The organism is Streptomyces sp. TRM49041, from assembly GCF_008271805.1.
GTDB lineage: Bacteria > Actinomycetota > Actinomycetes > Streptomycetales > Streptomycetaceae > Streptomyces.
Window position 1 is genome coordinate 26898 of the sequence record NZ_VSRY01000122.1, and the last position, 19938, is coordinate 46835.

A 19938-nucleotide genomic window follows, 5' to 3' on the forward strand; every position below is an offset into this window, starting at 1 on the left:
GGTCTCTCGCAGCGTTCGGTGGGTCGGAGGGTCAGAAGGTGTGGAGCCAGTTGGTGAGCAGCTGGGCCCCGGCGTCACCGGACTTCTCCGGGTGGAACTGGGTCGCCCACAGGGCCCCGTTCTCCACGGCGGCGACGAACCGCTCGCCGTGCGTCGCCCAGGTGACCTTGGGGGCGCGCATCAGGGGGTTGGCGGTCTCCATGCTCCAGCCGGTCACGGCGTAGGAGTGCACGAAGTAGAACCGGGCGTCGGCGTCCACCCCGGCGAACAGCTCGCTGTCCTCGGGGGTCTCGACGGTGTTCCAGCCCATGTGCGGGATGACCGGGGCCTTGAGCGGGCCGACCGTGCCGGGCCACTCGTCGAGGCCCTCTGTCTCGACGCCGTGCTCGATGCCGCGCGCGAAAAGGATCTGCATGCCGACGCAGATGCCCATGACGGGCCGGCCGCCGGAGAGCCTGCGTTCGACGATCCAGTCGCCGCGGGCCTCCTTGAGCCCGGCCATGCACGCGGAGAAGGCGCCGACGCCGGGGACGAGCAGCCCGTCGGCGTTCATGGCCTTGTCGTAGTCGCGGGTGATCTCGACATCGGCCCCTACGCGCGCGAGGGCGCGCTCGGCGGAGCGGATGTTGCCGAATCCGTAGTCGAAGACGACGACTTTCCTGGCGTTGGCGGTCATTCCCAGATCCCCTGAATACGCAGGACGCCGGCGAGCAGGCACATCCCGGAGGCGACGGCGAGCAGGACGACGACGCCCTTGGGCAGCTGCTGCTTGGTGAAGGAGTACACGCCGCCGGCCAGGAAGAGGCCCACGACGATGAGGACGGTGGACAGCCCGGTCACAGCATCCCCTCGTTCTCCCCCGAGGCCTTCGGCCCGGGGGTGCGCCCGTCTCCGCCCGTGCGGCGCGGAGGTGCGGGCATCACCGTCGTCCGCGGCCCGGCGGCCGTGCGCGCGCCGCTCACAGCGCGCCCTTCGTCGACGGCAGGATGCCGACCGCCCGCGGGTCGCGCTCGGAGGCGTACCGCAAAGCGCGGGCGAGGGCCTTGAACTGGCACTCCACGATGTGGTGGGCGTTGCGCCCGTAGGGCACGTGGACGTGCAGCGCGATCTGGGCCTGGGCGACGAACGACTCCAGGATGTGCCGGGTCATCGTCGTATCGTAAGAGCCGATCATCGGCGCCATGTTCTCGGGCTCGGTGTGCACCAGGTACGGGCGGCCGGAGAGGTCGACGGTGACCTGGGCGAGGGACTCGTCCAGCGGGACCGTGCAGTTGCCGAAGCGGTAGATGCCCACCTTGTCGCCGAGGGCCTGCCTGAAGGCGGCGCCCAGCGCGAGCGCGGTGTCCTCGATGGTGTGGTGCGAGTCGATGTGGAGGTCGCCGTCCGTCTTGACCGTGAGGTCGAACAGCCCGTGGCGGCCGAGCTGGTCGAGCATGTGGTCGTAGAAGCCGACGCCGGTGGAGACGTCGACCTTGCCGGTGCCGTCGAGGTCGATCTCGACGACTACGGACGTCTCCTTCGTGGTGCGCTCGACCCGTCCTACGCGGCTCATCAGCTGTGCTCCTTCTTCAGTGCGCGAACCGCATCCAGGAACGCGTCGTTCTCTTCGGGCGTGCCGGCGGTGACCCGCAGCCGGCCGGGTACGCCGTTGTCGCGGACCAGGACGCCGTGGTCGAGGATCTTCCGCCATACGGCGTGAGCGCCGCCCTCGCCGTCGAACCGTCCGAACTGGACGAAGTTGGCGTCCGACTCGGTGACCTCGTAGCCGATGGCGCGCAGCTCGGCGACGAGGCGGTCCCGCTCGGACTTGAGGTGTTCGACGTACCCCAGAAGCGTATCGGTGTGTTCGAGTGCGGCGAGCGCGGTGGCCTGCGTGACGGCGGAGAGGTGGTACGGCAGGCGGACCAGCTGTACGGCGTCGACGACGGCGGGGTGGGCGGCGAGGTAGCCGAGGCGCAGTCCGGCGGCGCCGAACGCCTTGGACATGGTGCGGGAGATCACCAGGTGCGGGCGGCCCTCGATGAGCGGCAGCAGCGACGGGCGGTGGCTGAATTCCACATACGCCTCGTCGACCACCACCAGGGAGGGCTTGGCGGCCTGGGCCGCCTCGTACAGGGCGAGGACGGTGTCGGCGTCGACCGCGGTGCCGGTGGGGTTGTTGGGGGAGGTGATGAACAGCACGTCCGGGCGGTGCCGGGCGATGGCGTCCGCGGCGGCGGCCACGTCGAGGCCGAAGTCGTCGCGGCGGGGGCCGGAGATCCAGCCGGTGCCGGTTCCGCGCGAGATCAGGCCGTGCATCGAGTACGAGGGCTCGAAGCCCATCGCGATACGGCCGGGCCCGCCGAAGGTCTGGAGCAGCTGCTGGAGCACCTCGTTGGAGCCGTTGGCCGCCCATACCTGGCTCATACCGACCTCGTGGCCGGTGGTGCGGGTGAGGTAGCGGGCGAGCTCGGTGCGGAGTTCGACTGCGTCGCGGTCGGGGTAGCGGTTGAGCTCGCGCGCGGCCTCGCGGACGCGCTCGGCGATCCGCTCGACGAGCGGCTCGGGCAGCGGGTACGGGTTCTCGTTGGTGTTGAGGCGTACGGGTACGTCGAGCTGCGGCGCGCCGTAGGGCGACTTGCCGCGCAGTTCGTCGCGGATGGGCAGGTCGTCGATGCGCACGTCGGTCACTGCTGCGGCACCTTCCAGTCGAACCGCGCCTTCATGGCCGCCCCGTGCGCCGGCAGGTCCTCGGCCTCGGCGAGGGTGACCACGTGGTGGGCGACCTCGGCGAGGGCGTCGCGCGTGTAGTCCACGATGTGGATGCCGCGCAGGAAGGACTGGACGGACAGGCCGGACGAGTGGCAGGCGCAGCCGCCGGTCGGCAGGACGTGGTTGGACCCGGCGCAGTAGTCGCCGAGGGAGACCGGAGACCAGGGGCCGACGAAGATCGCGCCCGCGTTGCGGACCCGCTGGGCGAGGGCGGCGGCGTCGGCGGTCTGGATCTCCAGGTGCTCGGCGCCGTAGGCGTCGACCACGCGCAGGCCCTCCTCCATGCCGTCGACGAGGACGACGGCGGACTGCCGGCCGCGCAGCGCGGGCACGATGCGGTCCTCGACGTGCTTGGTGGCCGCGATCTGCGGCTCCAGCTCCTTCTCGACGGCGTCGGCCAGTTCGGGGGAGTCGGTGACCAGGACGGCGGCGGCGAGCGGGTCGTGCTCGGCCTGGCTGATCAGGTCGGCGGCGACGTGGACCGGGTCGGCCGTGGCGTCCGCGAGGACCGCGATCTCGGTCGGGCCGGCCTCGGTGTCGATGCCGATGCGGCCGGTGAAGTACCGCTTGGCCGCGGCGACCCAGATGTTGCCGGGCCCGGTGACCATGTTGGCGGGGGCGCAGCTCTCGGTGCCGTACGCGAACATGGCGACGGCCTGGGCGCCGCCCGCGGCGTACACCTCGTCGACGCCGAGGAGCGCGCACGCGGCGAGGATCGTGGGGTGCGGCAGGCCGCCGTGCTCCCGCTGCGGCGGGGACGCGAGGGCGATGGACTCGACGCCCGCCTCCTGCGCCGGCACGGCGTTCATGATCACCGACGAGGGGTAGACGGAGCGGCCGCCCGGGGCGTACAGGCCGACGCGCTCGACCGGCACCCACTTCTCGGTGACCGTGCCGCCCGGCACGACCTGCGTGGTGTGCGAGGAGCGGCGCTGCTCGCGGTGGACGATCCGGGCGCGCCGGATGGACTCCTCCAGGCCCGCGCGTACGGCCGGGTCGAGCTCGTCCAGGGCGCGGGTCAGCGCGGCGGCCGGAACCCGCACCTGGTCGAGGGTGACGCCGTCGAACCGCTCGGCGTAGTCGATCAGCGCCGCGTCGCCCCGATGGTGTACGGCCTCGCAGATGGGCCGCACCTTCTCCAGGGCGGCCTCCACGTCGAACTCGGCACGGGGCAGCAGGTCGCGCAGGGCGCCACCCTTCGGCAGGGCGTCGCCGCGCAGATCGATTCGTGAGATCACAGGTCAATTCTCGCAGACGGCTTCACGCCCCCGTTTCTCCGTATCACTGGCTGATACACGCCACACCACCCCTTGGATGTCACACCTGACCGTTAGCGTTCAGTCCATTACTCAGCGGGAAGAACAGTTGTACGAACAGGGGAAGCGAGGGGGCGGCATTGACCGAGCCGCACGACGACCGCGACCAGCGTCGCGACGACGATGTTCCCGGCGATCTGAGCCCCGCCGAGCTGGGGATGTGGCAGGCGTTCCGGATCGGCGCGTGGTACGACCTGCGCGCGGGCCACCCCGTGCTGGACGACCCGTTCTCGCCACGGTCGTGGCCGGACGAGCGGTGCGTACGGGCGCGGGTGGTGGCCCTGCTGCTGCTTTCGGGGCCGCCGGCGCTGGCGGGGCGCGTGTCGGCGCTGAAGCTGCACGGGGCGCGGATCACCGGGACCCTGGATCTGGCGGGCGGCACGGTCGCGCCGTATGTGGAACTGCGGGGGTGCCGTTTCGACAACGAGGTGGTGCTGCCGGAGACCCGGTTCACCACGCTCCGCATGGTCGGGTGCGCGATCCCCCGCATCGAGGCGGCCCGGCTGCACACCGAGGGGGATCTGCACCTGCCGCGCTGCCGCGTGGACCGCGGTGTGCGGCTCACGGACGCGCAGATAGGCACCGACCTGCTGATCAGCCAGATCCACGTCCAACCGGACCGGCGCGGCCGGGCGATCGTCGCGGACGGCATATCGGTGGCGCAGGACCTCCAGGCGGAGCTGATCGAGACATACGGCGAGTTCAGCCTGCGCGGCGCCACGGTCGGGGTCTCGATGAGCCTGCGCGGCAGCCGGCTGCGCGGGGCCGAGGGGCGGCGGGCGCTGAACGCGCCGCAGCTGAGCGTGGAGCGGACGCTGTACATGACGGGAGCGTGGGTCAGCGAGTCGGTGGGCGGTTCGGGCGACCACCTCGGCGGGACGCCGCCGTACGGGCTGGGCGACGTCAGCACACCGATGCGGGGCACGCGGATGCGGCCCGTCGAGTGCCGGGGCGGGGTGCGGCTGGACGACGGGCGGTTCGGGGACGCGGTCGATCTGCACCAGGCGCGGTTCGTGCTGGCGTCGGCCCGCAAGGAGGAGGTGTCGCTGCGCCGGATCGTCACCCCGGAGCTGCGCTTCATCTGCGAGCGGCCGGAGGAGGGGCGGGTGGTGCTGAACGGCGCGAAGGTCGTCACGCTCGTCGACCAGGCGGCCAGCTGGCCGGGCCCCGGCGGCCTCGCGATCAGCGGGTTCGTGTACGAGAACCTCGTACCGTACGGGCACTTCCCGCTCTCCCGGCGCCTGGAGTGGGTCGCGGCGGCGACCCCGGAGTACGGGCCGGAGCCGTACGAGCGGCTGGCGGCGGTCCTGCGCAACAGCGGCGAGGACGCCGACGCCCGGGAGGTACTGCTCGCCAAGCAGCGGCGGCGCCGCGAGACCCTGCCGCTCGCCGCGAAGCTGTGGGGCTACCTCCAGGACTGGACGGTGGCGTACGGCTACCGGCCGGGCCGGGCCGCGGTGTGGATGGCGGTGCTGTGGGCGGCGGGGGCGCTGGCCTTCTCGCGGTACGACCCGGCGCCGATCAAGCAGGACGAGTTCCCGCGGTGGAACGCCGTGCTGTACGCGCTGGATCTGCTGCTGCCGGTGATCAACCTCGGGCAGGAGGGGTACTGGCGGCTGTCGGCGCCGTGGCAGTGGCTGTCGACGGTGCTGATACTGGTCGGCTGGATTCTGGCCACGGCGGTGGCGGCAGGGGCCTCGCGGCTGCTGCGGAGGGGCTGACACCGCGTCCTCGAATCCCGTCCTCGAAACCAGTCCTCCAACCTCGTCCTCAACCTCCGGCCGGGCACGCCGTGCTGACACCTCGTCCGGTCGCTTTCTTTACGGTGTCTTGACGTTCGGCAGGACAACCTTCCCGCCCCTACCAAAGCTTCACAGCCGACCACTGGCGCGGCTCCCACCTGCGGTTTTCAATGGTCGGCACGATGTCTCTGCTCCGCGCCCTGATGGGCAACGCGCGCACGGTCCGGCCCTCCCCGCCGCCCCGCGACGGGCTGCCGCCGGACGGCGCGGTGCTCCTGGACGCGCCGGACGACCGGCTGGGTCAGGCGCTGGTGGCCGCGGCCCTCGGGGATCACATTCCGGCGGCCCGGCTGCTGGCGGCGACCCGGATGGGCGCCGACTGGGAGGGCCGGGACCGGTACGCCGTACGGCTGGCCGCGTTCGCCCACAGCCGGGAGGACTGGCTGACGGCGTGGCGGTCCGACGCCCCCCGTGACCCGGACGCGCTGCTCGTCACCGCCCAGCTGGCGGTCGACCGGGCGTGGGCGTCGCCCGCACGGGCCGAGCGGCTCGGTGAGGTCGAGGCGATGGTCCACGCGGCGGCCGAGGCGGCCCCGCGCGACCCGGTGCCGTGGCGGATCGCGCTGGACCACGCGCGCGGTACGCACGCCCCGGACGCGCTGTTCGAGGCGCTGTGGGAACAGGCCGTGCGCCGGGCCTCGCACCACCACGGCTGCCATGTGTCCGCGCTGGAGTACCTGTCGGCCCGCTGGTACGGCTCGCACCGCGCGTGCTTCGACTTCGCTGAGGCCGCGGCGCTGGACTCCCTGCCGGGCTCGCTGATCCGGACGCTCCCCGTGCGCGCCGCGTTCGCCCAGCTGGCCTGCCGGGACCCGGGCGGAGTCCCGGCCGCCCGGGTCGACGCGGCGGCCGACCTGGCGATCGAGCTGTCCGCGCGGTACGCGGCGGGCGACCCGTGGCCGGCCGAGGCGCGCAACCTCCTCGCGTACGTACTGGCGGCCCGGGGACGGTGGTCGGCGGCACTGGAACAGTTCCGGCTGATCGGTGCGCGCGCGACCTCGTTCCCGTGGGCGGCGGGCGGCGGCGCCGGTGACGGGGGCGACCCGCTGGCCCGGTTCCTGGACGCCCGGGAGCGCGCGCGGCGCGCGGCGACAAGGCCGCCGGGGTCCCGCTGCGCGGACGGGCGGACGCGTCCGGGAGCGTGACCATTACGCTTGACCGCTGTGACCACCGCTCGCCTGCCACTCTTCCCGCTGAACGCGGTGCTGTTCCCCGGCCTCGTGCTGCCGTTGAACGTCTTCGAGGAGCGATATCGCGCCATGATGCGCGAGCTGCTCAAGACCGACGAGGCGGAGCCGCGCCGCTTCGCCGTCGTCGCGATCCGCGACGGCCGCGAGATCGCGCCGACCGCGCCGGGGCTGCCCGACCAGACGGCGCTGCCGGAGAAAGGTCCCGCCGCCGGCTTCGGACCCGACCCGATCCAGGCGTTCCACCGCGTCGGCTGCGTCGCGGACGCGGCCACCATCCGGGAGCGGGCCGACGGCAGCTTCGAGGTCCTCGCGACCGGTACGACCCGAGTGAAGCTGCTGTCCGTCGACGCGAGCGGCCCGTTCCTCACGGCGGAGGTGGAGGAGCTGGAGGAGGTGCGGGGCGAGGGCGCGGGCGCGCTGGCCGAGGGTGTACTCCGGGCGTTCCGGGCGTATCAGAAGCGGCTGGCGGGGGCGCGCGAGCGATCGCTGGCGACCGGCACGGAGCTGCCCGACGAGCCGTCGGTGGTGTCGTACCTGGTGGCCGCCGCCGCGGTACTGGACACACCGGCGAAGCAGCGGCTGCTCCAGGCGCCCGACACGGCCACGCGGCTGCGCGAGGAGCTTCGCCTGCTGCGCTCCGAGACGGCGGTGCTGCGGCATCTGCCGTCGCTGCCGGCCACCGAGCTGACGCGGGCTCCGACGAGCCCCAACTGACGTACAGAGGGACAGGCGATGGCGAAGAAGGCGAAGAAGCAGACGGGGGGCACCCCCGCGACGGTGGCCCTGACCGCAGCGGGGACGCCCTTCACGGTGCACGAGTACGCGCACGACCCGGCGTCGCCGTCGTACGGCGAGGAGGCCGCGGAGGCGCTCGGGGTGTCGGCGGAGCGGGTGTTCAAGACGCTGGTCGCGGACGTCGACGGCGCCCTGACGGTCGCGGTGGTGCCGGTGGCGGGCCAGCTGGACCTCAAGGCGCTGGCCTCGGCGGTGGGCGGCAAGCGGGCGACCATGGCCGACCCGGCGGCCGCCGAGCGTACGACGGGCTATGTGCGGGGCGGAATCTCACCGCTGGGCCAGCGCAAGAAGCTGCCGACGGTGCTGGACGAGTCGGCGTCGCGGCACGAAACGATCTGTGTGTCGGCGGGCAGGCGGGGCCTGGAGGTCGAGTTGGCTCCGGCGCACCTGGCGGAGCTGACCGGCGCCGTGCTCGCTCCGATCGGCCGCGCGTAACCCCTCGACGTCCCCCGCCTCCTCGGCTACGACCGTAGGGACGGCATGTCTCGTACACCTCGGGGAAGGGGACCGCATGTCGAAGAGGACCCGCAAGCGCACCTGGCGCATCCGCAAGAAGCGCGCCAACCACGGCCGCCGCCCGGCCTGACCGGGCGGCGGTCGATCAGGCGCGGGGGTCGGCCGGCGGCGGAGGCGGCGGGCCGTACGGGGTGAGGTCCCACTCCGGCTCCGGGTCGCGGGGGCCGAACAGCGCCGTGAGCGCCAGGTGGACGATCATCGCGGCGACCGGCCAGGCCAGCAGCGCGCCGTACGCGTCGAGTTCGAGCGGCGCGTCGAAGGTGACCCCCTCGCCGACCGCCCGCGCGTGCGCGACCACATCGTGCGTGGGGCCGAGCAGGGTGCCCGTGCCCCAACCGAGTACGGACCCGATCAGGCCGCCCAGCGCCAGACCGACGACCACCGCGATGCCGCCGTGCCGGTGGAACAGGAACACGGCGATCGCGCTGAGCGCGCCGAACGCCAGGCCCAACAGGATGAACACACCGTCCGAGCCGACCGCGCCCTCGCCCTCCGAGTCCGCGAGCAGGACGGATGTGCCGTCCGAGATCAGCGGGATGCGGGGGGCGAGCCACAGCCACAGCAGGCCCAGCACGAACCCGGTGACCCCGACCGCGAGCAGCACCACGGCGCCCTGCCGCACCTCCGTCGCCGTGTCCGGGGCGGGCGCCTCGTCCTTCGCGTGCGGACGGGGGTAAGCGGGCACGCCGTGCGGCGGCGGCCAGGCGGCCTGGCCGTCGGACGGCGTCCTGCCGTTCGGCGGTGTGCTGGGGGGTACGTCGTCGGACACGTCGTCACTCGATGGCTGGTGGGGCGGCGGAAGGGGTGCGGTCACTCTGTCATCGTGCCAGGCGTCGCCGGGCACCGCCTCATCGGACCGCTGCCCGACGATACGCCCAGGTGGCGACGGCCAGCGAGACGACGCCGACGCCCGCGCAGACGGAGAGGTCCAGGGCGACGGCCGTCCAGTCCGGGTGGGGGCCGAAGGTACGGGCCAGGGCCTCCACGCCGTACGTCGACGGCAGCAGGTCCCGCGCCCAGCCCACCGGCCCCGGCAGCCGGTCCGCCGGGAGGACGCCGAGCAGCAGCGCCGCCGACATGCCGAGCTGGCCGAGCAGGGTGGCGAGCTCCTGGCGCGGCGCGAGCAGCCCCAGGGCGGCACCGAGCCCGGCCAGGGCCGCACCCGCGAGCGGCACCACCGCGGCCAGGATCCACAGGTGTGTCAGCGGCAGCTGGAAGAGCAGCGAACCGGCGACGGCCGTGACGACCGTGCCGGGCGCCGTGAAGGAGGCGTACGCCCCGGCCGCACCCAGGACCACGGCGGCGGGCGGCACGGGCAGCGTGGCGTAGTGATCGAGGCCGCCGCTGGCCCGGAGCTGCCCGAAGTACTGGGCGAGCAGGTTCAGCGCGACGAACGCCACCACGAGTACGGACGACCCCGCGACGACCGCCCGGGCCTCGGCGCCGCCGTCGACGACGCCGCGCATCAGGACCATGATCCCGATGGACTGGAAGGTCGCGACGAAGAGCAGCGGGATCCGGGCCACGCGGGCCCGGGACAGCTGGGCCCGGTACACCGCGGCGAGCGCGGGCAGCAGGCGGGCGCGGGGGGCGAGGGGCGCGGCGGTGCGGGCGGCCGTCCCGACGGTGCTCGACCGGACGGCGCCCGTCGAGAGCGCCTCGGCGGGGAGAGTGCTCACCGTTCCGCGCTCCTGTCCTTGTCGGCTCCCTGGACCAGGCACCGTACCGGTGCGCTGTGCCCGCCCCCGCCGCCGTGCGGAACGCCTGCCCGCAGGGCACCGGCGGAAGGCCGTCTCCGGAGGCGCCCGCCGATGTCGGCGCAGCGGCCCGCGGCAACGTCCTTGTGCCCCTGCCTCATGCCTTGACCAGCCCCTTCGCCTCGCCGCCGAGTGCCAGGTAGACGTCCTCCAGGCTCGGCGTCGCCAGGGTGAAGTCGTCGAGGGCGGCGAACGCCGCGCCGCCCGTCACGGCGGCCACCGCCGCGCGGGCCTCGTCCGGCGCCAGGCGCAGCACCCAGCGGCGCCCCGACTCGCGGGCGGAGGCGCGCAGCGCGGCCACCTCGGGCACGTCCAGCGGGGCCCGCTCGCGCCACACCAGGTCGACGCGGACCTCACCGGCCACCCGCTCCTTGAGCCCGGTCGGGGTGTCGCAGGCGATGACCCGGCCGCGCTCCAGGACGGCGACGCGGTCCAGGACCGTCTCCGCCTCGATGACGTTGTGGGTGACCAGCAGCACGGTGCTGCCGTGTTCGGCGCGGCGCCGGTCGACGGCCGCCCAGACGGCGCGGCGGGCGACCGGGTCCATGCCGGTGGTCGGCTCGTCGAGGACGAGCAGGGGCCGCTCCCCCACCAGGGCGGCGGCGAAGCAGGCGAGCCTGCGCTGTCCGCCGGAGAGCTTCTTGAGGGGGCGGGGAGCGAGGTCGCCGAGCCCCAGTTCGTCGAGGACGGCGTCGCGCGCGGCGCGGGCGTCACGCGCGGTGAGGCCGCGCAGCCGTCCGGTGGTCTCGGCGGCGAGCGAGACGGTCAGCTCGTCGAGCGCGGTGGACTCCTGGCCCAGGTAGCCGATGAGGCGGGCGGCGCGCTCCGGGTGGCGTACGAGGTCGTGGCCGAGCACGTCGACGCTGCCGGAGTCGGGGCGCATCAGCCCGGTGAGCTGCCGTACGAGGGTGGACTTGCCGGCGCCGTTGGGGCCGAGCAGCCCGAAGATCTCGCCGCCCCGCACGTCCAGGCTGACCCCGTCGGTGGCCCGTACCTCGGGTGTCGCGGGTGTTCCGCGTCTGCCGCGCGCGGCGGGGTACGTCTTCACCAGATCCCGCACCACGCACACCGTACTCACGAGGGATGAGCCTAAGGGGTCGGGCACCCCGGATCACGCCCGGGGCGGCGCTGCGCGGCTCGTGACGCCCGCGGCTACTCCCCCGCCGCCGGGCTCCCGGCCGCCGCGCGTACGTCGATCTCGCGCCAGAACCCCGCCCGGATCGCGTATCGGTCGTGCTCGTCGATCTGGTCGTCCTTGTGGGCGAGGAGCCCGAAGCGGGCCGCGTACCTGAGGAGTTCGCCGTCGATGCGGTGCGGGATGCGCGGGTACATGGTGGAGAGCTTCTGGACGTGGCTCTGCTCCGGGAGCCGTTCGATCCAGCGGCGGGCGAAGACCTGGCCGACCTCGAACGGGTCGCCGCCGACGGTGGTGATGTCCTCCTCGCGGTCCGCCCAGCGCTGTTCGGCGCTGGTGAGCTGGGCGAGGGTGGGCAGGGAGGCCGTTTCGGGGGGTTCACCTAGGGAGCCGCCGGGGCGGTCGATCCAGCCGCGGTCGGACGACCAGCGGAGGGTGGCGTTGGCGGGGCCGCCGGGGGGCTGGGCGGTCTGGTGGCCGGGGGCGCGCAGTCCGGCGAGGTCCTTGGGGGTGGGGACGCCCTTGGTGGCACCGGTGGTGACCGCGGACGAGGGGGCCGTGCCGTTGGTGGGGTCGGTGGGCGCCGAGGAGGCGGCGGCCGGGGCGGGGGACGGGTGCGTGCCGTCGGCGAGGGCGCTGGACGTGCTGTCGGACGCGCGTTCGGCGGCTGCCGCGAGGGCCGCCTCGGGCAGGGGCGCGGCGAGGATGGCGGCGATCTCGGGGCGCGGGGCGGGGGGCGGGGCGCACGGTCCGGTGAGGTCCTTCGCCCGTACGGCGCGGGTGATCCAGGCACGGTCGAGGACACGGCGTTCGTCCGCCTCGGCGACGAGGTCCTCGGACTGGTTGTAGTCGCCGTCGGCGGCCTGGACGGCCCAGAGGTGGACGGCGACGCCGTGCTCCTTGGCGGACATGAGGCCGGGCAGCAGGTCGCCGTCGCCGGTGACGAGGACGACGTCGGAGCAGGCGCGGTTGCGGGCCAGTTCGGTCAGCTCGGCGTGCATGGCGGCGTCGACGCCCTTCTGGGCCCAGCGTCCGTCGCTGCGGGTCAGGGCACCGAGCCGGACGGTCACCCGGGGCATGACGCGGAGCCTGCGGTGTTCCGGCTGGGGGACGCGGTCGGGGGCGCCGTCGAACCAGTAGATACGGAGCAGCGACTGCTCGGTGTCGGCCTCGGCGCGTTCGCGCAGTCCCTGGATGAGAGCGGAGTGGTCGACGGTGATCCGTGAGCGAGCCGGTTCTCCGGCGAGAAGGCTGGCGGCGGCGCCGAGCAGATAGCCGGCGTCCACGAGCACGACGCAGCGGTCCACGTGTTCCACCCTCTTTCGGGAACCTCGGGATCGGAAGTTGCTTCGGGTTTCCTTCGAGTCTGCCCGACTGCCGGAGTCTTAACGGCCGGAGCACGATCATCGGCGTGGCGCCTCACCGTACGCCTTCCGGCGTGGCCTGACTACGGCCGCTGGGAGCGCTCCGACGACTACGGTCAGTAATGATCCAAAATGCGGAGTGTATACCGGTATGTGAATCTGGTCGCGTCCTGGCCCCTACCCCACAGGAGGCACCATCATGGCCAAGAACAAGAAGAGCGACCGCCAGCAGCAACAGCAGCAGGCCGAGCGCGGCGCCCAGCAGTCCCGTGACAGGTCGATGGAGCAGCAGGCCGAGCAGCGGGCGACGCAGGTGACCCCGGCCGATGTCGCACAGAAGGGCCGGCAGAAGAGGTTCGGCCACAACTGAGCCCGGCCACCGCTGCAGCGGTCGCCTGTGTGACCGACGCGGTCATGCGGAAGGGGCGCGCCCGTGACGACGGGCGCGCCCCTTCCGTATGCGATCGGGCGGCTGCCCCGGCTCAGCCGGCCAGGCAGGAGGGGCCGAGGAGGACCTTCAGGTCGCCGTACAGGGCGGGGTCGGGCTGGACGCGGTGCCGGTCGAGCCGGAGGACGGTGGTCTTGCGCGGGCCCTGGAGCTTGATCCGCACCTCGGTGTTGCCCTTGTGGTGGCTGAGGATCTCGCCGAGGCGGCTGATCATGGGCGGGGTGACCTTGACGGTCGGGATGGTGAGGACGACCGGCGCGTTGGTGCCGGCCGACGACAGGTCGGGGACCATCAGCTCCATCGCGACGAGCCGGGGCACGTCCTCGCGCTTGTCGAGGCGGCCCTTGACGAAGACGACCGTGTCCTCGACGAGCTGGGTGGAGACCAGCTGGTAGGTGGCCGGGAAGAACATGCACTCGATGGAACCGGCCAGGTCCTCGACCGTGGCGATGGCCCAGGCGTTGCCCTGCTTGGTCATCTTGCGCTGGAGGCCGGAGATGATGCCGCCGATGGTGACGACCGCGCCGTCGGCGTGCTCACCGCCGGTGAGCTGGGCGATCGCGGCGTCGGACTTGTCGGACAGGACGTGCTCGATACCGAAGAGCGGGTGGTCGGAGACGTACAGCCCGAGCATCTCGCGCTCCTGGGCGAGCAGGTAGGACTTCTCCCACTCGATGTCGGAGAACTCGACATCGAGGCCGAAGCCCGGCTCGTCGCTGCCCTCGTCGCCCATGCCGCCGAACAGGTCGAACTGCCCCTCGGCCTCCTTGCGCTTGACCGCGACCACGTTGTCGATCATCGGTTCGTGGTGGGCGACCAGGCTCTTGCGGGTGTGGCCCATCTCGTCGAAGGCGCCCGCCTTGATCAGCGACTCGACGGTGCGCTTGTTGCAGACGACGACATCGACCTTGTCGAGGAAGTCCGGGAAGGAGGAGTACTTCCCCTTCGACTTACGGCACTTGATGATCGACTCGACGACGTTCGTACCGACGTTCCGCACGGCCGAGAGGCCGAAGAGGATCACGTCGTCGCCCTGGGCCGCGAAGTTCGACTCCGACTCGTTGACGTTGGGCGGGAGGACCTTGATGCCCATGCGGCGGCACTCGTTGAGATAGACCGCCGACTTGTCCTTGTCGTCCTTGACCGAGGTCAGCAGCGCCGCCATGTACTCGGCGGGGTGGTTGGCCTTGAGGTACGCCGTCCAGTACGACACGAGTCCGTACGCGGCGGAGTGGGCCTTGTTGAAGGCGTAGCCGGCGAAGGGGACCAGCACGTCCCAGAGGGCTTGGATGGCCTCGTCGCTGAAGCCCTTCTTCCGGGCTCCCTCCTGGAAGAGGACGAAGTTCTTCGCCAGCTCCTCGGGCTTCTTCTTGCCCATGACGCGGCGGAGGATGTCGGCCTCGCCGAGTGAGTAGCCGGCGATGATCTGGGCGGCCTTCTGCACCTGCTCCTGGTAGACGATCAGGCCGTGGGTGACGTCCAGGACCTCCCTGAGCGGCTCCTCCAGCTCGGGGTGGATCGGGGTGATCTCCTGCTGGCCGTTCTTGCGGAGGGCGTAGTTCGTGTGCGAGTTCATGCCCATCGGTCCCGGCCGGTAGAGGGCCGAGACGGCGGAGATGTCCTCGAAGTTGTCGGGCTTCATCAGCCGCAGCAGGGACCGCATGGGGCCGCCGTCGAACTGGAAGACGCCGAGCGTGTCGCCGCGCTGGAGCAGTTCGAAGGTCGTGGGGTCGTCGAGCGGGAGACCGAGGAGATCGATGTCGATCCCCTTGTTGGCCTTCACCATCTTGACGGCGTCGTCCATGATCGTGAGGTTGCGCAGGCCCAGGAAGTCCATCTTCAGCAGGCCGAGCGACTCACAGCTCGGGTAGTCCCACTGAGTGATGGTCACGCCGTCGGTGTGCCTCACCCAGACGGGGACGTGGTCCGTGATGGTCTCACTGGACATGATCACGCCGGCGGCGTGCACACCCATCTGCCGGACCAGGCCCTCCACACCCCGCGCGGTGTCGATGACCTTCTTCACGTCCGGCTCGTTCTCGTACATCCCCCGGATCTCGCCCGCCTCGCTGTAGCGGGGGTGGGAGGGGTCCGTGATGCCGGAGAGCGGGATGCCCTTGCCGAGGACGTCGGCGGGCATGGCCTTGGTGAGGCGGTCACCCATGGCGTACGGGTAGCCGAGCACACGCGCGGAGTCCTTGATCGCGTTCTTCGCCTTGATCGTGCCGTAGGTGCCGATCATGGCGACCTTGTCGGCGCCGTACTTCTCCGTCACATACCTGATCACCTCGACGCGCCTGCGCTCGTCGAAGTCGATGTCGACGTCGGGCATGGAGACGCGCTCGGGGTTGAGGAACCGCTCGAAGATCAGGCCGTGCGGAATGGGGTCGAGGTCGGTGATGCCCATCGCGTACGCCACGATCGAGCCGGCCGCGGAGCCTCGGCCGGGGCCGACGGCGATGCCGTTGTTCTTGGCCCACATGATGAAGTCGGCGACCACGAGGAAGTAGCCGGGGAACCCCATCTGGATGATGACGTCCATCTCGTACTCGGCCTGCTTCTGCCGGTCCTCGGGGATACCGCCGGGGAAGCGGCGCTCCATGCCGCGGCGCACCTCCTCCTTGAACCAGGTGACCTCGGTGTGGCCCTCGGGGATGTCGAACCTCGGCATCAGGTCGCGCTTCTCGAACATCCCCGTGGTGTCGATCTGCTCGGCGACCAGGAGCGTGTTGCGGCAGCCCTCCTGCCAGGCGTCCGACGAGTCGATGGCGTACATCTCGTCGGTGGACTTCAGGTAGTAGCCGGTGCCGTCGAACTTGAAGCGGTCCGGGTCGGAGAGGTTCTTGCCGGTCTGGATGCACAGAAGCGCGTCGTGTGCGGTCGCCTCGTGCGCGTACGTGTAGTGCGAGTCGTTGGTGACCAGCGGCGGGATGCCGAGCTTCTTGCCGATCTCCAGCAGGCCGTCGCGGACCCGGCGCTCGATCTCGATGCCGTGGTCCATCAGCTCCAGGAAGTAGCGGTCCCTGCCGAAGATGTCCCGGTAGTCGGAGGCGGCCTTCAGGGCCTCGTCGAACTGGCCGAGGCGCAGCCGGGTCTGGAGCTCGCCGGAGGGGCAGCCGGTGGAGGCGATGAGCCCCTCGGACCACTGGGAGATGGTCTCCTTGTCCATACGCGGCCACTTCTGGAGCCAGCCCTCGGCGTACGCGTCGGAGGAGAGGCGGAAGAGATTGTGCAGCCCGGTGGCGTCGGCGGCCCAGATCGTCTTGTGCGTGTAGCCACCGGAGCCGGAGACGTCGTCCCGCTTCTGGTGCGGCTGGCCCCAGGTGATCTTGCGCTTGTTCCGCCGGGACTCGGGGGCGACATACGCCTCGATACCGATGATCGGCGTGACTCCGGCCTTCTTCGCGGAGTGGAAGAAGTCGTACGCCCCGTGGAGGTTGCCATGGTCGCTCATGGCGATGTGGGTCATGCCCATCTCGTTGCAGGCGTTGAACATGTCCTTGAGCCGCGCGGCACCGTCCAGCAGCGAGTACTGGGTGTGCACGTGAAGGTGCGTGAACGGCGGCTTCGACACGGTTGCGGCCTCCGGGGGTCGGGAGAGTCGGGAGAGAGAGGGGACAGCTCGGAAGTCTACGACTCCGGAGTGACAGCGGGGGCGCGGCGCGGGAGTGCCGGGGGCCTCCCCGGGGTGGTGTGCGGGCACTCGGGGGCGGGCCCGCGCGTTGGAGCGATCGGAACACCCGTTCGCCTTGTCATGCACGCCACTACACCGGCGTGCCCGCGTCAGGAGGCACCCCTCGATGCCGGTCCCGCAGCCCACCGCCCAGGAGCGCGGCGAGCAGATCCTCTCCGTGTTCGACACCGCGTTCGGAGAGCTGCTGGCCGCCGACCCGGCCGCCTTCCGCGTCAAGTTCCGGAAGATGGCACACTCCGCGTTCGCGTTCTACCGGGGCGCCGCCTGCCTCTTCTACGCGGACCTCGACGGCGAGAAGCGGGAGGGCGGACCGTACCTGGACGAGCGGACCGCGCGGGTGTGGATCCACGGCGACCTGCACGCCGAGAACTTCGGCACGTACATGGACGCCAACGGCAGGCTGGTGTTCAACGTGAACGACTTCGACGAGGCGTACGTCGGCCCGTTCACCTGGGACCTGAAGCGCCTGGTCGCGTCCCTCGCCCTACTCGGCTACGCGAAGGCGCTCAGCGACGAGCAGATCACGGCGCTGGTGCGGATCTGCGCGGCCGCGTACCGGGAGCGGATCCACGCCCTGGCGACCGGCGCCAAGAACGACGAGCTGCCGCCCTTCACGCTGGACACGGCCGAGGGCCGGCTGCTGACCGCCCTGCACTCGGCGCGCTCGCTGACCCGCTTCGGACTGCTGGCGACGATGACCGAGATCCGGGACTTCGAACGCCGGTTCTCGCCCGGGGGCGGGGCGGTCGACCTGGACGCGGCGACCCGCTACAAGGTCCTCGCCGCCTTCGACGGCTACCTGGAGACGCTGCCGCAGTCGAGCCTGGGCCGCCCGGACTCGTACCGGGTGAAGGACGTGGTCGGGCGGCGCGGCGTCGGCATAGGCTCGGCCGGGCTGCCGTCGTACAACATCCTGCTGGAGGGCAACAGCGACGCCCTCGAGAACGACGTCGTGATCTACATGAAGCAGGGACAGGTCCCGGCGGTCTCCCGCCATGTCGCGGACCCGGCGGTGCGGGAGTACTTCCGGCACGAGGGCCACCGCACGGTCATATCGCAGCGGGCCCTCCAGGCGCACGCCGACCCATGGCTGGGCTGGACCGAGCTGGACGGAGCGGGCCAGCTGGTGGCGGAGGTCTCACCGTACGCGGTGGACCTGGACTGGTCGGACATCGACGACCCGGACGAGATGGCCGCGACGGTCGCGGACCTGGGGCGGGCGACCGCCACCATGCACGCCGCGGCGGACGACGAGAGCGGCCACTCGCTGGTGCCGTTCTCCACGGAGCGGGCCATCGACGCGGCGATCGCGGCGGACGAGGACGGGTTCGCCGCGATGCTGGTGGACTTCGCGCACGGGTACGGGGCGCGGGCGCGCGCCGACCACCAGATATTCGTGGACCTCTTCCGTAACGGTCGCATTCCGGGACTGCGTTGAGGGACCGGATTTTAGGGGCCCCTTACAGACACCCATGGCACACTCTCGGACGATGGACGACATGACCGGGACCCGGCTCAGGGGCGTACGGGCAGCGATCTTCACGGCACTGGTCGTGACGCTGTCCGTCGCCTCCCATGTGCTGCTGTCCCGGGTGCCGTTGCCGCTGACCGCCGTACTGCTGGTCGCGGGCGCGGTCTTCGCCCTCGCGTACGCGCTGGCCGGCCGGGAGCGCGGTTTCTGGCCCATCGCGGGGCTCCTCGTCCCGCTGGAGCTGGCCGCGGACACGGTCTTCACCGCGGGCCAGCACGCCTGTTACGGCCCGTCGGGCGGCCCGGTCGCCGGCTCGCTGCGCGCGGTCGGCGTCGACGTCCTGTGCGGCGACGCGGTGGGCACGCCCCTGCCCGGCGTGGCCGCGGCGGACACCGCGGCGGCGGCGCTTCTCCACTCGGGCGACCCGTCGGTGCCGTGGCTGCTGCTCGCCGCGCATATCACGGTGGGCCTGGTCACCGCGGGGTGGCTGCGCCGCGGCGAGGCGGCGCTTGCCCGGGTGCTGCGGGCGGTGGCGTCGTTCACGTTCCGCCCGCTGCTCGTGGCGTGGGCGGTGGTGGCGGCGGCGCGGGAGGATTCCGCCCACCGCCGGGTCCGCGCGTACACCCGCCCGCGCGGAGCCGCCGGCGCCCGGCTCCTGGTGCACTCCGTCGGCCGGAGGGGACCGCCGTGCAGGGCGTGAAGCCCTGGACGAGCAGCCCTTTCGACCACTGATACCCGGACCCGGGGACCAACGGGTCCGCGGATCCACGACAAAACGGAGAAAACCCCCCATGAGTGCACGCAACAGCAAGGCCAACAAGGCGGCGGCCCGGGAGCGCCTGCGGCAGGAGCGGGAGCGCCAGGCCAAGCGCGACAGGATGCGGCGGCAGATCACCGTCGCCGCCTCGATCGTGGGCGTGCTCGCCGTGGCCGGCGGCATCGGCTACGCCGTCGTGCAGGGCAACAAGCCGTCCCACTGGGAGGCGGCGAAGAACACGGCGAGCGTCACGGCGCCGAAGAACACGACGGGCGAGAACGGCACCACCGTCGTCATCGGCAAGTCGACGGCGAAGAAGACACTCGAGGTGTACGAGGACTCGCGCTGCCCCGTCTGCGCCGTCTTCGAGCAGCAGGTCGGCCCGGCGATCGAGAAGGACGTCGAGGCCGGCAAGTACAAGATCCAGTACGTGGGCGCGACCTTCCTGGACGGCGACTCCCTGGACAAGGGCCGCATAGGCTCCAACGGCGAGGGCTCCAAGAACGCCCTCTCCGCCCTGGGCGCCGCGCTGGACGTGAGCCCGGACGCGTTCCTGAAGTTCAAGTCGGCCATGTACTCCGCGAAGTTCCACCCCCAGGAGTCGGAGGACAAGCTCGCCGAGGACTCCTACCTCCTGGAGATCGCGGACTCGGTCCCCGCCCTGAAGAACAACGAGCAGTTCAAGAAGAACGTCGAGGAGGGCACCTTCGACACCTGGGCCCTGAAGATGTCCGAGACCTTCGACAAGAGCGGCGTCACGGCCACCCCCACCCTGAGGATGGACGGCAAGGCCGTCACGGGCCCGAACGGCAAGACCGCCCCGATGACGGCCACGGAGTACACCACGGCGATCGAAGCGGCCCTGAAGGGCTGAGCCGACACAGATCCCGGTCGACGGGCCCGCTCCCCCTCGGAGCGGGCCCGTTCGGGTACGGGGGGCGA

18 protein-coding genes are annotated in these 19938 nt (G+C 71.9%); 8 read left to right on the top strand and 10 right to left on the bottom strand.

What is annotated here, in order from left to right:
- Nucleotides 1–31: 31 nt before the first annotated feature.
- The 5 genes from hisH to hisD all read right to left on the bottom strand — a co-directional run bounded on the left by hisH (nt 32) and on the right by hisD (nt 3989).
- Nucleotides 32–676, bottom strand: coding sequence for an imidazole glycerol phosphate synthase subunit HisH (gene hisH, locus FVS66_RS14395; RefSeq protein ID WP_149181586.1), 645 nt, complete (start codon nt 674–676; stop codon nt 32–34).
- Nucleotides 673–840 (bottom strand): hypothetical protein, encoded by a 168-nt coding sequence (locus FVS66_RS34995; RefSeq protein WP_187645522.1) that lies wholly within the window; start codon nt 838–840, stop codon nt 673–675. Before FVS66_RS34995 ends, hisH begins: the two co-directional genes overlap by 4 nt.
- A gap of 118 nt (nt 841–958) precedes the next feature.
- Nucleotides 959–1552 (bottom strand): imidazoleglycerol-phosphate dehydratase HisB, encoded by a 594-nt coding sequence (hisB, locus tag FVS66_RS14400; RefSeq protein WP_149181587.1) that lies wholly within the window; start codon nt 1550–1552, stop codon nt 959–961.
- Nucleotides 1552–2670: a histidinol-phosphate transaminase gene (locus FVS66_RS14405; protein ID WP_149181588.1), complete on the bottom strand. Its 1119-nt coding sequence runs from the start codon at nt 2668–2670 to the stop codon at nt 1552–1554. Before FVS66_RS14405 ends, hisB begins: the two co-directional genes overlap by 1 nt.
- Complete coding sequence (gene hisD, locus FVS66_RS14410) at nt 2667–3989, bottom strand: histidinol dehydrogenase (protein WP_149181589.1); 1323 nt, start codon at nt 3987–3989, stop codon at nt 2667–2669. The genes FVS66_RS14405 and hisD overlap by 4 nt, the downstream gene beginning before the upstream one ends.
- A gap of 158 nt (nt 3990–4147) precedes the next feature.
- On the opposite strand from hisD, the gene FVS66_RS14415 reads away from it, so the two are divergent.
- From FVS66_RS14415 to ybaK, 4 genes are all read left to right on the top strand, one after another.
- A complete protein-coding gene (locus FVS66_RS14415; protein ID WP_399225539.1) occupies nt 4148–5788 on the top strand; it encodes an oxidoreductase in 1641 nt (546 codons plus the stop codon).
- Between the two features lie 191 nt (nt 5789–5979).
- Nucleotides 5980–7014: a hypothetical protein gene (locus FVS66_RS14420; protein WP_149181590.1), complete on the top strand. Its 1035-nt coding sequence runs from the start codon at nt 5980–5982 to the stop codon at nt 7012–7014.
- Nucleotides 7015–7032: 18 nt separating this feature from the next.
- Complete coding sequence (locus tag FVS66_RS14425) at nt 7033–7773, top strand: LON peptidase substrate-binding domain-containing protein (RefSeq protein ID WP_149181591.1); 741 nt, start codon at nt 7033–7035, stop codon at nt 7771–7773.
- A gap of 18 nt (nt 7774–7791) precedes the next feature.
- Nucleotides 7792–8289 carry a Cys-tRNA(Pro) deacylase gene (gene ybaK / locus FVS66_RS14430; protein ID WP_149181592.1) on the top strand — a complete coding sequence of 166 codons (498 nt, stop codon included), beginning with the start codon at nt 7792–7794 and terminating at the stop codon, nt 8287–8289.
- A 166-nt stretch (nt 8290–8455) separates the two neighbouring features.
- Here ybaK and FVS66_RS14435 read toward each other — a convergent pair whose 3' ends face one another.
- The 4 genes from FVS66_RS14435 to FVS66_RS14450 form a co-directional block, all read right to left on the bottom strand.
- Entirely contained in the window at nt 8456–9184 is a 729-nt protein-coding gene (locus FVS66_RS14435) for a DUF2567 domain-containing protein (protein ID WP_262386994.1), read from the bottom strand.
- Nucleotides 9185–9218: 34 nt separating this feature from the next.
- Nucleotides 9219–10049, bottom strand: a complete 831-nt coding sequence (locus tag FVS66_RS14440) for an ABC transporter permease (RefSeq protein WP_399225542.1) — start codon at nt 10047–10049, stop codon at nt 9219–9221.
- A 175-nt stretch (nt 10050–10224) separates the two neighbouring features.
- Entirely contained in the window at nt 10225–11190 is a 966-nt protein-coding gene (locus FVS66_RS14445) for an ABC transporter ATP-binding protein (RefSeq protein WP_149181626.1), read from the bottom strand.
- Nucleotides 11191–11279: 89 nt separating this feature from the next.
- Nucleotides 11280–12569 carry an NYN domain-containing protein gene (locus tag FVS66_RS14450; RefSeq protein ID WP_149181594.1) on the bottom strand — a complete coding sequence of 430 codons (1290 nt, stop codon included), beginning with the start codon at nt 12567–12569 and terminating at the stop codon, nt 11280–11282.
- A 256-nt stretch (nt 12570–12825) separates the two neighbouring features.
- Between FVS66_RS14450 and FVS66_RS35000 the strand changes: the two genes are divergently transcribed.
- Nucleotides 12826–12996 carry a hypothetical protein gene (locus FVS66_RS35000; RefSeq protein ID WP_187645523.1) on the top strand — a complete coding sequence of 57 codons (171 nt, stop codon included), beginning with the start codon at nt 12826–12828 and terminating at the stop codon, nt 12994–12996.
- Between the two features lie 112 nt (nt 12997–13108).
- On the opposite strand, the gene dnaE is transcribed toward FVS66_RS35000, so the two are convergent.
- A complete protein-coding gene (gene dnaE / locus FVS66_RS14455) occupies nt 13109–16648 on the bottom strand; it encodes a DNA polymerase III subunit alpha (protein ID WP_149181595.1) in 3540 nt (1179 codons plus the stop codon).
- A 226-nt stretch (nt 16649–16874) separates the two neighbouring features.
- Between dnaE and FVS66_RS14460 the strand changes: the two genes are divergently transcribed.
- From FVS66_RS14460 to FVS66_RS14470, 3 genes are all read left to right on the top strand, one after another.
- A complete protein-coding gene (locus tag FVS66_RS14460) occupies nt 16875–18206 on the top strand; it encodes a DUF2252 domain-containing protein (RefSeq protein ID WP_149181596.1) in 1332 nt (443 codons plus the stop codon).
- A gap of 61 nt (nt 18207–18267) precedes the next feature.
- The gene (locus tag FVS66_RS14465) at nt 18268–18939 is read left to right on the top strand and encodes a hypothetical protein (protein ID WP_262386998.1); all 672 of its coding nucleotides are present in this window, start codon (nt 18268–18270) and stop codon (nt 18937–18939) included.
- Between the two features lie 91 nt (nt 18940–19030).
- Nucleotides 19031–19870, top strand: a complete 840-nt coding sequence (locus FVS66_RS14470) for a DsbA family protein (protein ID WP_149181598.1) — start codon at nt 19031–19033, stop codon at nt 19868–19870.
- Nucleotides 19871–19938: the final 68 nt, after the last annotated feature.